General features: G+C 38.0%; 13 protein-coding genes. 10 read left to right on the forward strand and 3 right to left on the reverse strand.

What is annotated here, in order from left to right; all coding sequences use genetic code 11:
* Positions 1-27: 27 nt before the first annotated feature.
* The 4 genes from M9949_01640 (at position 28) to M9949_01655 (ending at position 2,658) form a co-directional block, all read left to right on the forward strand.
* A complete protein-coding gene (locus M9949_01640) occupies positions 28-696 on the forward strand; it encodes a TIGR00266 family protein (protein ID MCO5250105.1) in 669 nt (222 codons plus the stop codon).
* 45 nt (positions 697-741) lie between these two features.
* Positions 742-1,116 (forward strand): hypothetical protein, encoded by a 375-nt coding sequence (locus tag M9949_01645; protein ID MCO5250106.1) that lies wholly within the window; start codon positions 742-744, stop codon positions 1,114-1,116.
* A gap of 114 nt (positions 1,117-1,230) precedes the next feature.
* A complete protein-coding gene (gene bamD, locus M9949_01650) occupies positions 1,231-1,974 on the forward strand; it encodes an outer membrane protein assembly factor BamD (protein ID MCO5250107.1) in 744 nt (247 codons plus the stop codon).
* A gap of 27 nt (positions 1,975-2,001) precedes the next feature.
* Positions 2,002-2,658 carry a hypothetical protein gene (locus M9949_01655; GenBank protein ID MCO5250108.1) on the forward strand — a complete coding sequence of 219 codons (657 nt, stop codon included), beginning with the start codon at positions 2,002-2,004 and terminating at the stop codon, positions 2,656-2,658.
* A 70-nt stretch (positions 2,659-2,728) separates the two neighbouring features.
* On the opposite strand, the gene M9949_01660 is transcribed toward M9949_01655, so the two are convergent.
* The 3 genes from M9949_01660 to M9949_01670 all read right to left on the reverse strand — a co-directional run bounded on the left by M9949_01660 (position 2,729) and on the right by M9949_01670 (position 5,990).
* Complete coding sequence (locus M9949_01660) at positions 2,729-3,847, reverse strand: restriction endonuclease (GenBank protein MCO5250109.1); 1,119 nt, start codon at positions 3,845-3,847, stop codon at positions 2,729-2,731.
* Positions 3,819-4,706, reverse strand: a complete 888-nt coding sequence (gene yhdJ, locus M9949_01665; GenBank protein MCO5250110.1) for an adenine-specific DNA-methyltransferase — start codon at positions 4,704-4,706, stop codon at positions 3,819-3,821. The genes M9949_01660 and yhdJ overlap by 29 nt, the downstream gene beginning before the upstream one ends.
* Positions 4,707-4,826: 120 nt before the next feature.
* On the reverse strand, positions 4,827-5,990 hold the full coding sequence (locus tag M9949_01670) for a 5-(carboxyamino)imidazole ribonucleotide synthase (protein ID MCO5250111.1): 1,164 nt from the start codon (positions 5,988-5,990) through the stop codon (positions 4,827-4,829).
* Between the two features lie 295 nt (positions 5,991-6,285).
* Between M9949_01670 and M9949_01675 the strand changes: the two genes are divergently transcribed.
* The 6 genes from M9949_01675 to M9949_01700 all read left to right on the forward strand — a co-directional run bounded on the left by M9949_01675 (position 6,286) and on the right by M9949_01700 (position 13,079).
* Entirely contained in the window at positions 6,286-6,771 is a 486-nt protein-coding gene (locus M9949_01675) for an HNH endonuclease (GenBank protein ID MCO5250112.1), read from the forward strand.
* Positions 6,772-6,781: 10 nt separating this feature from the next.
* Positions 6,782-7,141: a hypothetical protein gene (locus tag M9949_01680; protein MCO5250113.1), complete on the forward strand. Its 360-nt coding sequence runs from the start codon at positions 6,782-6,784 to the stop codon at positions 7,139-7,141.
* Positions 7,142-7,272: 131 nt separating this feature from the next.
* Positions 7,273-8,439 (forward strand): T9SS type A sorting domain-containing protein, encoded by a 1,167-nt coding sequence (locus tag M9949_01685; GenBank protein ID MCO5250114.1) that lies wholly within the window; start codon positions 7,273-7,275, stop codon positions 8,437-8,439.
* A 391-nt stretch (positions 8,440-8,830) separates the two neighbouring features.
* Positions 8,831-11,548: an HAD-IC family P-type ATPase gene (locus tag M9949_01690; protein MCO5250115.1), complete on the forward strand. Its 2,718-nt coding sequence runs from the start codon at positions 8,831-8,833 to the stop codon at positions 11,546-11,548.
* A gap of 407 nt (positions 11,549-11,955) precedes the next feature.
* Positions 11,956-12,147, forward strand: a complete 192-nt coding sequence (locus M9949_01695) for a hypothetical protein (GenBank protein ID MCO5250116.1) — start codon at positions 11,956-11,958, stop codon at positions 12,145-12,147.
* Positions 12,148-12,434: 287 nt separating this feature from the next.
* Positions 12,435-13,079: a cobalamin-dependent protein gene (locus M9949_01700; protein ID MCO5250117.1), complete on the forward strand. Its 645-nt coding sequence runs from the start codon at positions 12,435-12,437 to the stop codon at positions 13,077-13,079.
* Position 13,080 lies beyond the last annotated feature (1 nt).

The raw sequence follows: 13,080 nt of genomic DNA on the forward strand, positions 1-13,080 counted from the left end.
CTTCATCAACAATAGGCGGAGATTCTTATGCAATTTGAAATTCTACAAAAGCCGACTTTCTCGGTTCTAAAAATCATGCTCGAACCTGCTGAAACTTATAGAGCCGAAGCAGGAGCAATGATTGCAATGTCATCCAATATTGAACTTCAAGCTAAGACAACCGGCAAAGGAATTCTTGGGTCAATCAAAGCTGCTGTCGGTGGCGAATCCTTTTTTGCGTCACTATACGTTTGCCACACAAAATCCGGCGAATTATGGCTCGCTCCTGGAGCGATTGGCGATATAATCCACACAAAATTGAACGGTAAAATCTATGCCCAAGGCGGCGCCTATTTGGCAGGTACACCGGATTTGACAATTTCCACCAGAGGCTCATTCAAAGCTATGATTTCCGGCGAGGGATTGTTTCTGCAAGAGATCTCCGGAACAGGTGATGTATTCTTCGGTTCTTATGGTGCAGTAATTGAAAGAACTCTTGGACATGGCGAAACTTTCATTGTGGACACAGGGCATATCGTCGCATTCGAAGAATCTGTACACTATACTATTAAAAAAGCTTCAAAAGGCATCTTTTCGAGCATTGCATCGGGCGAAGGTTTGGTTTGCGAATATACAGGACCCGGTAAAATTTGGATGCAAACAAGAAATTTATCTGCATTTGCACAAATGCTTCTGAAATTCATTCCGTCTAAATAATTCGGCAATTAAGAAACAATTCGTAAATAATCTCGTCGGTATAGTATGAAACAAATTTATATTATATCGGCATTGCTATTGTTCGGAATTTTACTTTTAAATTCTCGGGACAACGATGATTACGGAGAGCATTATAGCGTAACTTACTTGCAGCAAGATTCTACTGATACAAATGTTGATAGCGTGCCGGACCCGGTTGTTATAAATAATAGAATTGTATTCAAGACCTATCATGATGATTTCCTAAAAATAACTTTGAAAAAAATCGGTGCAGTAAACAAAATTTTGGTTCATGACGGATTTCTTGCAAGAGGTACTCATGAATTAATTATTGATTCACGGCTCATGAAACCCGGATTCTATATAATCGAGATTCATTCAAATCGCTACATAGTCCGCAAACGACTACAATTACACTAATTTTTGATTTTTAAAGAAAATTTGTATAAGTAAGTAATTTGATTCGTCATTGATTATTGATATTACTCATATTATTGGTAATTTTGTACTTTGTGTTTAATGAAATTTTGGAAAATGAATAAACTAAAATATCTAATCAGTCTTACAGCGCTGATACTTGTAGTAGCCTGTGGCTCAAACAAACCACCTGAATCCGGAACCGCCGAAGAATTATATTCGAGAGCGATGGAACTATTCGGCAGAGAAAAATACCTTGACGCAGCCTCGCATTTCGAGATAATCAAACTGCAATATCCTGCCAGCTTATACGCTGACGATGCCCAATTTCACATTGCTGAAATCAATTATCGCCGTAAAGAGTATATCATGGCAGCATTCAATTTCAGTTTGCTCCGCAGAATTTATCCCGGTAGCCCGCATGTAAAAGATGCACTGATGAAAAATGCAATGTGCTTCTACGAGCTTTCGCCGCCATATGACCGCGACCAAGATTACACAATGAAAGCCATAGAATCTTTTCAAGAGTTTCAATATTTGTATCCCGAAGATTCATTATATGCCGAAGCAACAAGCAAAATCATAGAATTGCGAAATAAGCTCGCCAATCGCGAATATTTTACTGCACAGCTATACACCAAAATGGACAGTCCACTATCAGCAATGATATATTACGAAACCGTAATTAATAAGTATAGCGATACAGAATACTTCGAGCCGGCTTTCTTTGGAAAAATTGAAATGCTTGTTTGGATGAAACGAAACGAAGAAGCTGCAAGTATGATTGGCGCATATCGTAAAACATTTCCCAATGGACCGAATATCAATAATTTGCCAAATATTACAGTATCCTCCAAATAATGGCATTTTATTTGCTCATATTTTAATATGAACAAATTCATACTTTACATAATGATTCTAATTCCTGTGATGGGATTTGTATCCAAATCGCAGGAAAACTATCCCTTATCAATGGGTATCAATGCCGGATTTCGTGCAGCTATAAGCGGTGTGGAAACTCCAATCGGCAGGCAAAACGGCATTGCATTCAGCCCAATCCCCGAAGGCGGTATCAACGTTTACTATCCAATGTCGGAAACAACCGAATTAGGGGTGAAATTCGGGCTTTTTTACTCGTCATATTCCTACAACATCAAGGACTTTAGCGACAACTCAAAGTATAAGCACAATATTTCATATTTCAAAATCAACTCCGAATTGCATTTCGAGGGTTTGCTGTTTGGATTTTCATATTTAACGCCATTAGCCGGAGATTTGGACGGCGAATCTATCAATAATAGCCATTTATCTGGATTGACCGAATTTTCGATGGGATACGAATATCCACTTTTCAGCGACGAAACAGGCAGACTGAATATTCACATGAAAGCGGGTTATATGTTGGGCGGCATATTTGATGACTTTACCGACCATGACCCACTAAAAGACATAGTGCCATCTGACGCAACATTTCCTGTCAACGATGGACATAATCCGCGAGCCGGATGGGTATTGATTGGATTCAGCTATATGTTCAATTTTTGATAAGATTGAATGATTTGAAATTCTAATAATGACAGGTGAATTTAAAAATAAACACATATTCTTTTTATAATTATCCCTCCTCGTATGTGTCTTCATAATTAAACTCAATTTTGCTCTGAATTACAATTTCATCAAGAATTTTAGTCAGATAACCTTGTTTTACAGCATCATTAAATCTAGTATTAAGTGTTGGAATATTTATCACTTCTTCGATACAATCCATATATTTATCAACGATAGTATTGATTGCATAAGTTTTAATAGCGTTGTCTCTTATTTTATTAAGCAGTTCTTGAGTCGAGGCGGTTGATTTGATTACAAAAGTTATTGGATACTTTTGTATTTTATCAATATCAAGAAAATACTTTTTGAAGTCCAAAGTTTCTGTAACTTGAAAAAATCTGCCGAGTGGTTTCATAACAAAATCAATTCCACCATCATTGGCATTGGTTCTTCCAGTCTTATAAAGTTTCAAATTCTCTGTATTAAGAGTTTCCATTTCAAAACCCCAAATAATTTTCTGTTCGTGATAGTAGTACTTGAGGATTGAATAGCTTGCGATTTCAAATAATCTTGCATCAACATTTGGTTCAAGCAAGCCAATAACAAACTCCTCAATGTTTTTTGGGGTAGTTTCGCTAATTTCTTGTAGTTCTTCACAAGACTTTACAAAGCGATTAAAGGCATCTTGCTTAGTTTTTGAATACAAGTCAATGATATCTATTATCGTTTTAGCAATATTGAATTTAGATTTTCCAACCTTTATTTTCAAAAGGTTTTCATTTATCCAATAGCGGTTTGATTCATGATTGCGAAGAATTGGTATGAACTCTGAATTGGGAAAAAATTTTTGAAACTCTGAGTTCACTCTATTGTTCAAAGCGTGATTTTGGAGTTTACTACCAAATGGAAGTTTTCTTTGTCTTGCAAAAAGTTTATTGAACAATGCACCTTCATATTTTGAATAATCGCCTTTTTGGTTGTAACCATTAGTGATATAGTCCTCAATGATAACATAGATTGCATATAGATTTGCGAAGCTTGAACGAGATTTCGAGCCTTTGTTCGCAGAACGAGTTTTTTCGTTTATATATTGGATAAGTAAGCTCTTATCAAAAATATCATCCGCGCTTTTGCCAAAGTGTTTTTCTAAAACTGATTTAATGTTTGATGTGAATATATTTTCCATCTGGTTCTTCAAATAAATTAAATGAGTTGTTGTTTGCTATCTTTTCAGTTTCAAATGTTCTGATTTCCTTTTGCAATTTTTCGCCTCTGAACTCTTCAGCTAATTGCAACCTACGTAAACCAATTTTCACATATTCGTCTTGAAGCTCTATGCCAATTGAATCTCTGCCAAGTTCTTTAGCAACAAAACAAGTAGTAAATGTTCCCGAAAATGGGTCTAACACTAAATCACCTTCATTAGAACTTGCTTTGATAATTCGTTCAAGTAAAGCAATGGGTTTCTGTGTAGGGTGATTTTCATATTCGTCCATACGATAACGTACCCTTGAAAATTCCCAAACGTTACCCGGAACTTTCTCGGAATTGTAAACTGAGGGCACAGATTTACGATAGTCTATAAGTTTTCGTTTTGCCCCGGTTTTTGCTTCAACTAAAATATCGTCTGGGTTGAATGTATAATTGTTCTTGTCCTTTACGCAATACAAAATTGGTTCATACATCGAACCATAATATTTTTTTGCTTGAACTCCTGAGCTATCATAATACCAAACAAGTCTTGATAGTATGTTTAATCTGTCACGAAGAAAAATATCAAAAAATGGCATAAACTGAGTAGCTGTCATAACATAAAAGCTACCGTTTGGTTTTAGTTTTTGAATGCACAATTCAAGCCACTCATAACACCACTCTAAATAGTCTTCTTCAGAATTCCACTTTTCGATACATCCATTGAAGTTTTTACCTATATTATATGGCGGGTCTGCAAATATTAAGTCAATTGAGTTTGCCGGAAGCGTTTTAAGTGCTTCCAAAGCGTCTCCATGAATAATTTTATGTTGTTCGTTACCTAATATTTTCATTTTTTTTTCTTAAATCTTCAATTATTACAAAAGTAGTTAAAATGAAAGTATTTCCATTTTAAATTCACAATACTCTTCAGTTTGCACTCTGACTCTGTTGATTCGCCCTACTGAACAACATCACCAACTAATCGCATTTGATGCCGAGCGAGCTCTGCCGATAGCTTCTGTTTGCGTATTGCCAACTGCTGTGATATGACCCATCTTCCGCCCAATACGCGATTTTTTCTTATTGTATAAATGAAGCCAAATATTGGAATGTCCCAAGAGTTCACGAACGTCGTCCGGAGTGCCGTCCCCGTCTATCTGCCCAAGCAAATTAACCATACATGCAGCCGGAACAATCAACTTTGCAGAACCCAAAGGTAAATTGCAAACAGCCCGGATACAATTCTCGAATTGCGATGTTTGGCATGCTTCGATAGTATAGTGCCCGCTATTATGCGGTCGTGGAGCGATTTCGTTCAATAGTATGTCGCCGTCTGTCGTCAAAAACATTTCTACTCCAAAAACTCCAATTCCATCAATAGATTCGACACTTTGCAATGCAATTTGTTGAGCCTTTTTCATAATGCTCTCGCTTATTTCCGCAGGAGCAATCACTTCGTGGCAAATATGGCGATACTGAACCGTTTCGACACAAGGGTAAACTTCCTTTTGCCCGTTGTAGTTTCGGACAACAATGACGGCAAGCTCCTTAGTAAAATCAACGAAAGATTCCGCCATCAAAGGTCGAGACACTTTATCGTTGTGGAATCGAGTCCAAGCTTCGACAAGCGTATCTTTGTCAAAAACGGTTGCATTCCCGTAACCGTCGTAGCCGTACTTTCGTGCTTTGATTACAAAGGGAAAACCGTTGCTTTCTCCGAAATTGACAGCTTGCTCGAGAGAATCAAGTTGTACAAAATTCGGCACCGGCAATCCCGCACTTTGGAAAGTTTGCTTCTGGATTAGCTTATCTTGAACAAGCCTCATAGTTGCCGAAGATGGAAACACCGTGCGACGAGCTTCGATATATTCGAGAATATTTGGGTCAATAAACTCATTCTCAAGAGTAACTATATCCGATGCTTCGATGAAAGCGTCGAGTTCGCTCGTTACTTCCCAGCCGGACGAAAAATCGAGTTTTGTCATGTCACCGGCTGGCGATAGGGCATGATTCTCGATGACAGCCACATTCAGCCCCATTCTATAAGCAGCTGAAGCGAGCATTTTAGCTAATTGTCCACCGCCGAGTATGCCCAAAGTGAGTGGCGAACCTTTTCTGATATTTGATTTCAACATTTTATTTATCTTAATTTCATTTTTGAATATACTATTTAACACTTTGCAAGCAAAAATATTACAATTTAACAAAATGATTGTGACGAATTAATCAAAAATTAAGAAATTTTTCGTATTTTGGATGAAACTTTTTTGCAATACTTGTGTCTTTATAGATAAAGTATATTTTTTGAAAATCTAATCATAGGAGAAAGTCTTCAGTCTCAGACTAAGCGAATACGAGTATCGGGTCACATACAAGCCCGACAAAGCACCAGAATATCCTACCGCAAACGGTCTCAGCGGTAAAGTTCTTATTCTCAATCAGAGCTACGAACCCATTACAGTTTGCTCAGCCAAAAAAGCATTCCTACTCATTTATCTCCTCAAAGCCGAATTAGTCGAAGTACGCACTAACAAATCAATCCGCACAATCAACCGAGCATTTCCGTATCCAAGCGTGATAAAGCTCGTCAGTTACATCAAAATGCCCTACAAAAGGATCGATTTATCTCGCAAAAACATACTGAAACGAGACAATCACCGATGCCAATATTGCGGCAAAAAGACGCTCGACATCACAATAGACCATATTATACCCAAATCCCGCGGTGGCATGGACACATGGGACAATCTAGTGGCAGCTTGCGTGCGGTGCAACAATCGCAAAGGCAACCGCACACCCGACGAAGCCGGCATGAAGTTACTCTCCAAGCCTCGTCGCCCCAATCACATCATGTTCTTGAAGCAATACATCGGACGCACCGAAGACAGCTGGCGCCCGTTCCTGTTTATGGATTAGGAGGGGGACATTGAACATAAAGGATAAAGAGCAATTAGATTTGAATAATTATTTTTTCGACATAAAAGCAGGTAATATTAGTGATTTTGAAGACCAACCACAATATCAGAATTTGACAATTTCACCAAATGGAGACTTTATCCTTTCTGACTATTACAAAATCGAGAAAGTTACAACAAGTATAAAGCATAAAGAACCAATAGATAGCCCAATTCAAATGGACACAATTGTATTTATGAAATGGGACAACTTAAAACTAGAATTTATCTGTCATGAATTTTTAAATTGGGATAGCCAATTAAAAATGACATATGACAGTGAAACAAATAGAATTGAATTTAAATCGATACATAAGCAGGCTTTAGACTGATAACTATAGAACAATCAGAAACTCATCATTATTGCGGAACATTACAAGCCAAAAAAAAAAAAATCGAAAGTTTTAAGTGATTATAATAATTTTGCTACCTTCGGTTCTTATTGATTAAAAAAGGGAAATTTATGTTTAAACAAGTTATGTTTATAATTACTTGCTTGCTTTTTGCAGTTAACAGTATGGCTCAACATACTTATGGAAGTTTTTATACCCATGATGCTTTTATTAACTATATTCTGTCAGAAAATAGAACAGAAAATGCAACAATAGTTATGGTACCCGGTGCTAACTTATCAACTTATATATATGTCACTACGCCCGATGGCAGAAAAGGTTGGGCAGAGTTATTTGCTGACAAAGGATACGATGTATATATGGTAAACGACCCAAGGTATGATTTTGCAACGGGTGGATTTGTAGAGCCTTATACAGTACCAGCCGATGGTAAAGAAGCTACACCCGGATCTGAACAAGGTTGGCAGAGTGATATATGGAGAAGATGGGGATTTGGACACTCGCAAGGCAACCCCTACGCTGATGCTCTCTTTCCTACTGAATATTTCGATGTATTTGCAAAAAATTATCCGTATATAGGCACATCCAAAGAGGATTATTCAGATGCGATACAAGCTGTTCTTGATTCTATTAAAAGTGAAGTATGGCTGATTGCTCATAGTGCCGGAGCTAGCAGAGCTGTAACCGCAGCCCGACAAAAGAAAGAACAAGTAAATGGCCTTATTCTGATAGAACCTGCCGGTCCACCTGATGCTGATGACTTTCCTGATTTAGATGGATTACATATGTTTGGGGTATATGGCGACTACATAGATTCACGAAATCAAACGAACAGAAAGTTGGCTACAGAAGCTGCGGCAGTTCAGTTTCAGAATGCTGGTGGAGTGGCAGATGTGGTTTCACTACCCGAAGATTCTTTAGTTTTTGGCAATAGCCATTTACTAATGCAAGATAGAAATAGCGAGGATATTTTCAATATTATCGAGCATTGGCTTAGGCAGTTTAGCACCAACACTGTTAGTATTGAAAGTAAATTTGATAATAATATCAGTATTAACCTTTATCCAAATCCAACCGGCAATGAAATTTGGATTGAGAGTAACTCAATGGATGTTATTGAATACTGCATTTATTCAATGGATGGACGATTATTGCAAGAGTCCACAGTCTTAAATCAAAAAATTGATTTATCTGGTGCACCCAATGGTTTATTGTTCGTCAAATTAAAACATAAAGAACAAGTAATAATGAAAAAAATAATTAAAAACGGCTTGTAACAGCACCTACAATTAATTGGCGGTTCAGTGCTTCGTATGACAGGTTTTTGTAAATTTGAAGTGTGTGCTTCGTATGAACATTAGTGCTAAAAATCCCCTCCTTCGCAAAGCTGCAAAACGTTAGCAGTAATTTAATTTGACGACACGTATGAGAACAAAATGGTTTGACAGGAAATTCAATTTTGAATCGGAACAGAAAATGTTTCCTTCAATAATTGAACGATTTGTAAGAACACCCATAAGGCTTGAAGAAAAAGTGAAATTAAATCCATCCCCCCCATCACTTCATACCCCACCTCCCCCCAAAATGCCCACCTAAGGTAAACGTCCAAATGTTAGCGTTCATGATGTAAAAAATTAATATGATAAATTACTAAAGACAGAGCTATTTATGAAAGATAGGGACTCCATAGCCAAAGAACAATGGCAGACATTAAGTGAAGAAAAAATCTTCAGTGAACTAAAAACATCTGAAGTTGGGTTAAATCAGGAAGAAGTTAAGAAAAGGATTGATTTTTACGGTCAAAATACACTGCCCGAAGGAAAAAAAGTTACCCTAATGCAGATTATACTGCACCAGTTATTGAACCCCTTAATTTTCATTCTCGTTGCTGCTGCGGTGGCATCAATAGCCATTGGCGAAGGCAAAGATGCTATATTCATCTTTCTGGTTATTTTCATCAACAGTGCAATGGGGACCTATCAGGAGTACAATGCCGAGAAGAGTGCCGACAGTTTGCAAAAATTAATGAAGATTAAAGCGAGGGTACGCAGAGATGGTAAGGAATCGGAAGTGCCATCTGAAGAGCTTGTGCCGGGCGATTTCGTGCTACTCGAATCGGGTGTGAAAGTACCTGCCGATATGCGTTTACTTGAAGTATCGGGATTGGAAATTGACGAAAGCTTTCTTACGGGCGAATCCATTGCAGCCAAAAAACAAATTGACGTACTGAAGGAAAACCTTGGCGTTGCCGAACGAACAAACATGGCTTTTGCCGGAGCAACCGTATTGAAAGGGCGTGGCGTGGGCATTGTGGTTAGCACAGGCATCGACACACAAGTAGGAAAAATCTCACAAGATGTTACCGGGGCAGCTACCGCAAAACCACCCTTGGTGCAACGTATGGATAAATTTATCAAGCAAATCAGTATTTTCATTATTGCTCTAAGTGTTGTATTAGCAGTTGTACTCCGACTGCAAGGTATGGATTTTACTGCAATCTTCTTTTTTGTGGTAGCACTTGCTGTTTCTGCGATTCCTGAAGGGTTGCCGGTAGCTTTAACAGTAGCTTTGTCCATTGCCGCTAAACGGATGGCTAAACGTAATGTAATTGTGCGACAGCTTACATCGGTTGAGAGTTTGGGTAGTTGCACCGTAATTGCCAGTGACAAAACCGGAACACTCACCGTGAACGAGCAAACGGCAAAAATCATACAAGTACCCGACAGTAGCCTCTACAGCATTGAAGGACAAGGCTATAATGGTGATGGGAAAGTGCTTGATTCGGAGGAGAAATCCATTGAATTTTCGGAAAATGATGAAATTGTCAAAATCGCACATGTAGCAGTTTATGCCAACGAGAGTTCCCTCAGCAAAGAAAATGATAAATGGTCTCACCACGGTGATGCTATGGATGTTGCCCTGCTTGGTATGAGCTATAAACTTGGTGTCGAACCCGATAAATGGCTCACAGAGGATAAACCGCTCGGAAATATTCCCTACGAATCGGAGCGAAAATACTCTGCATCATTTTATAATAAAAACGATTCGGTTTATGTTGGAGTGAAGGGCGCAGTTGAAACCATTCTCGACTTTTGCGAATCCATGTCCGTTAATGGAGAAATTAAAGACATTGATAAAGAAAAAATACTTGCCGATGCGGAAAATTTAGCCAAAGATGGATATCGTGTATTGGCATTTGCCGAAGGTGAATACAATGATTATCAAAAGAAAGAAGTTTATGAAGACGAAGACATTCCGACACTTACATTCTATGGCATTGTAGGATTTATTGACCCATTAAGACCCGAAGCTAAAGAATCGGTGGAGCATTGCCATGAAGCCGGAATAAAAGTAATAATGATAACCGGAGACCATCCCGAAACCGCAGGTTCGATATCTCGAGAATTAGGCATAACTGATGAAAATACAACAGTAGTAACTGGGTCAATGCTGACCGATGCAGGAAAGCACGACAGTGCCGCTTTTGAGGAATTAGTGGCATCAACCACCGTATTTGCCAGAGTTTCGCCAACTCAGAAGTTGGAAATTGTTGATGTACTGATACGTAATGGAGAATTTGTTGCAGTAACGGGCGACGGCGTAAACGATGCTCCCGCACTCAAACGAGCTAACATTGGCGTGGCAATGGGCTCAGGTACCGATGTAGCTAAAGAAGTTGGTTCGATGATTGTGGTGGACGATAATTTTTCGTCAATAGTGGCAGGAGTCGAAGAGGGACGCTTTGCTTTCGACAACGTGCGTAAAGTAATTTACCTGCTAATTTCGACCGGCACCGCTGAAGTTATTCTCTTTTTGGCAGCAATAGCCGCCGGATTGCCACTGCCGCTACTTGCCGTGCAGTTATTGTGGTTGAATTTAGTTACCAACGGCATCCAAGACGTAGCCCTTGCATTTGAAGGTGGTGAGCCCGGCGCCATGAAACGAGCTCCACGCAAACCATCCGAGAAAATATTCAACCCGCTTATGATTAACCAAACGCTTGTATCGGGTGCAACCATGGGCTTCATCGTTTTTGGGCTGTGGTATTACTTAAACAACTACACCCAAATGGACGTAACACATGCACGCGACCTAATATTGCTACTCATGGTATTTATGCAAAATTTCCATGCCTTTAATTGTCGTTCCGAAAGAGTCTCTGCTTTTAAAGTGCCATTAAAAAGGAACATCGTCCTTGTATTCGGGGTATTAGCCGCTCAAGGCATCCATATACTGAGCATGCATATTCCATTTATGCAAAATGTGTTGCGAATTGAACCCATTTCATTGAACGAATGGCTCTACATATTAACCTTGGCTATACCAATACTATTAGTAATGGAATTATTTAAATTTATAAATAATAAAGTAAATAAGGGGAAGTAAATTAGTGTTTCGTCTTTGTTGCAACGGACAGGACTCCTAAACCACGAAGTGGTTAAATATCTATAACAACAATGGATTTCGGTTTTGGGCTTTTACCACGAAGTGGTTAAATATGAATAACTCCGCATGAAATGCGGGGAAAGAAGCATGACACCCAAAACAAGGCCGAAGGGCTTGAATATGAATAACACCGTATGAAACGAAACACACGAACCCTCTAGTGTCCTGTCAGTTGTTTCAGTGTCAGGTCTATGTTACAACTGACCGTAAAAACATGTACTTTATTATGGTGCTCGTCCAGCCTTTGTAACAACTTACAGGACTATAAGCGGAAATTTGACTGAAAATTGAAAAACTTAACTTGCTGAATATCAACACCAAAATTTGACGTTAGTCAAAATTTAAAAATGAAACCGAAGACAGAAAACGATATTGAACTTTATTCACGACAATTCGAATTGTCGAACAAGCTTTTGGGACAGAAATTGATGCAATCCTTGATAGTTCCATTTTTTGAACTGAATGAGAGCATTATTGTAGCTCAAGATAGTACTTTCGCTATAATTACAAATATTGAGGATTTTGCGAAACACCAGTAATTGTTCATCATTCATTCTTATAATTCCATTTTTTGTTGGTTATACGAATGTGGAAAAAAAACATTTCGTAATAAGTTCAACTTTTCGTATATTAGTATATCATTTATTGAGAGTTCGTAAATAAATGAGTTTTGGGCAATGCCTAAAAGAAACTATCTAAATATATTGTATCTTTGAAAAAAAGCATATGCCTGAATAAAAAAAGCAATAAGTCGATTAGGTAAATGGGAAGTTTACAAAAACTTTGAATAAACAGAAAGAAATTGAAATTGTAAAACATTGCATGAATGAAAACTAACAATAAATCTTTGGAAACGAATTATCTGAATGCTTTATTAGAGGGCAAGCGAAAAGAAGCTAATAAAATATGCTTGGATTTTATTAGTACAGGCAACTCTTTTAAAGAATTGTATGAGCACGTAATGAAACCTTCCCTTTATGAAGTAGGGAAGCTTTGGGAGCAAAATAAAATAAGTGTAGCAACCGAACATTTGGCTACAGCAATAACCGAAGGTATTATGAATTCGTTTTACTCAGAAATTTTACCGGATAAATACAATGGTAAAAAGGTTGTGCTGACTTGTGTTGAAAAAGAAGAACACCAGGTTGGCGTAAAAATGGTCGCCGATGTTTTTGAGATGAACCAGTGGGAAAGTTTTTTCCTTGGAACGGGCTTTCCCATATCAGAACTTATTAAATTTATTAAGGAGGTTCAACCAGACATCATTGCTATTTCTTTGAGTGTATATTTTAACTTTACAAGGTTGAAACAAATGCTGAATCAACTAAAAAACGAGTTTCCACAAACGAAATTAATTGTTGGCGGACAGGCGCTTTCGCATTTATCTGACAATGATTTTGCTGAATGGAAAGATATAACATACATCACCGATTTACACCTATTAGATACTTATTTAAAAAACTTAAAATAGA

Origin of the sequence: Candidatus Kapaibacterium sp. (genome assembly GCA_023957315.1) — a bacterium.
Classification (GTDB): domain Bacteria; phylum Bacteroidota; class Ignavibacteria; order Kapaibacteriales; family UBA2268; genus PGYU01.

Coding starts and splice junctions, on each gene's coding strand:
- M9949_01640 (MCO5250105.1), top strand. CDS start 28: ATGCAATTTGAAATTCTACAAAAGCCGACTTTCTCGGTTCTAAAAATC.
- M9949_01645 (MCO5250106.1), top strand. CDS start 742: ATGAAACAAATTTATATTATATCGGCATTGCTATTGTTCGGAATTTTA.
- bamD (MCO5250107.1), top strand. CDS start 1,231: ATGAATAAACTAAAATATCTAATCAGTCTTACAGCGCTGATACTTGTA.
- M9949_01655 (MCO5250108.1), top strand. CDS start 2,002: ATGAACAAATTCATACTTTACATAATGATTCTAATTCCTGTGATGGGA.
- M9949_01660 (MCO5250109.1), bottom strand. CDS start 3,847: ATGGAAAATATATTCACATCAAACATTAAATCAGTTTTAGAAAAACAC.
- yhdJ (MCO5250110.1), bottom strand. CDS start 4,706: ATGAAAATATTAGGTAACGAACAACATAAAATTATTCATGGAGACGCT.
- M9949_01670 (MCO5250111.1), bottom strand. CDS start 5,990: ATGTTGAAATCAAATATCAGAAAAGGTTCGCCACTCACTTTGGGCATA.
- M9949_01685 (MCO5250114.1), top strand. CDS start 7,273: ATGTTTAAACAAGTTATGTTTATAATTACTTGCTTGCTTTTTGCAGTT.
- M9949_01690 (MCO5250115.1), top strand. CDS start 8,831: ATGAAAGATAGGGACTCCATAGCCAAAGAACAATGGCAGACATTAAGT.
- M9949_01695 (MCO5250116.1), top strand. CDS start 11,956: ATGAAACCGAAGACAGAAAACGATATTGAACTTTATTCACGACAATTC.
- M9949_01700 (MCO5250117.1), top strand. CDS start 12,435: ATGAAAACTAACAATAAATCTTTGGAAACGAATTATCTGAATGCTTTA.